Annotated in this window: 2 protein-coding genes; both read left to right on the top strand. The window is 73.9% G+C overall.

The annotated features are described in order from the left end of the window. Window positions 1–646 (top strand): type III pantothenate kinase (locus G3N92_RS34240; RefSeq protein WP_206131898.1); only part of this gene is annotated, 646 nt, incomplete at its 5' end. A gap of 112 nt (window positions 647–758) precedes the next feature. Beyond that, the coding region (locus G3N92_RS34235) for a hypothetical protein (RefSeq protein WP_241015211.1) at window positions 759–1,077 on the top strand (319 nt) is incomplete at its 3' end.

Genomic DNA, 1,077 nt, shown 5'->3' with positions numbered 1-1,077 from the left:
CGTGGCCGGCGCGGCGCTCGGCGCGCGCATCGATGCGTTGATCGAGGCGCGCTGGCCCGGCCTGCCGCGCACGCGCGTCGCGGCGCGCGAGACGCAATGCGGCGTGACCAACGGCTACGCCACACCGTCGCAACTGGGCAGCGACCGCTGGTGCGGCCTGATCGGCGCGCGTGCGGCCTACCCCGACGAGGCGCTGCTGATCGCCACGTTCGGCACCGCCACCACGCTCGAATCGCTGAATGCCGACGGCCGCTTCACTGGTGGCCTGATCGCGCCGGGCTGGGCGTTGATGATGCGCTCGCTCGGCCTGCACACCGCGCAATTGCCGACGCTGTCGACCGACACGGCGCAGCGCCTCGTCGGCGAACTCGGCGCCGCGCCGGGCCGTCTGCCGTTCGCCGTCGATACCGCGCATTCGCTGTCGGCCGGTTGCCTGCATGCGCAGGCCGGGCTGATCGAACGCGCCTGGCGCGATCTGTCCGGCGACGGCGCGCAGCCGGTGCGGCTGGTGCTGTCGGGCGGCGCGGCCGACGCCGTCGCGCAGGCGCTGACGGTGCCGCACACGCGGCACGATGCGCTGGTACTGTCGGGGCTGGCGCGGATCGCCGCGGAATCGGCAACCCTGCAAGGCGGCGGCGCGGCCTGACCGGGCCGCCGCACGGAATCTTCATCGAGCGACACGGGATCACACGGAACATGCCGGGCGCGAGGCCGGGCCGGGAACACGAACGACTGACTGTCGAAGGAGAGCTGGGACGATGCTACGTTGGCTTATCTCGATATTGGTGGCGGCGAATCTGATCGCCCTGGCGGCGGTGCAAGGCCTGTTCGGCTCACGGCCGGCGGCCGGGCCGCGCGAACCGTCCCATCTGGCCCAGCAGGTGCGCCCGCAGGCGCTGCGCGTCACGGCCACCGTGCAGGCGGCCGAAGCGCCGACGGTCGGCGGGCCGATCGCCTCGCCGTCGGTCGAATCGATGCTGCTCGGGGCGTCGTCGGCAGACGCGGCTTCGGCCGCTTCAGGCGCGTCCGAGGCCGCGCCGGGGCCCGCTGCCGCACCGGCCGCCAGCGCTGCCGCTA

Source organism: Burkholderia sp. Ac-20379, assembly GCF_017104645.1.
Lineage (GTDB): Bacteria > Pseudomonadota > Gammaproteobacteria > Burkholderiales > Burkholderiaceae > Burkholderia.
This window is presented reverse-complemented; position numbering and strand designations above follow the sequence as displayed.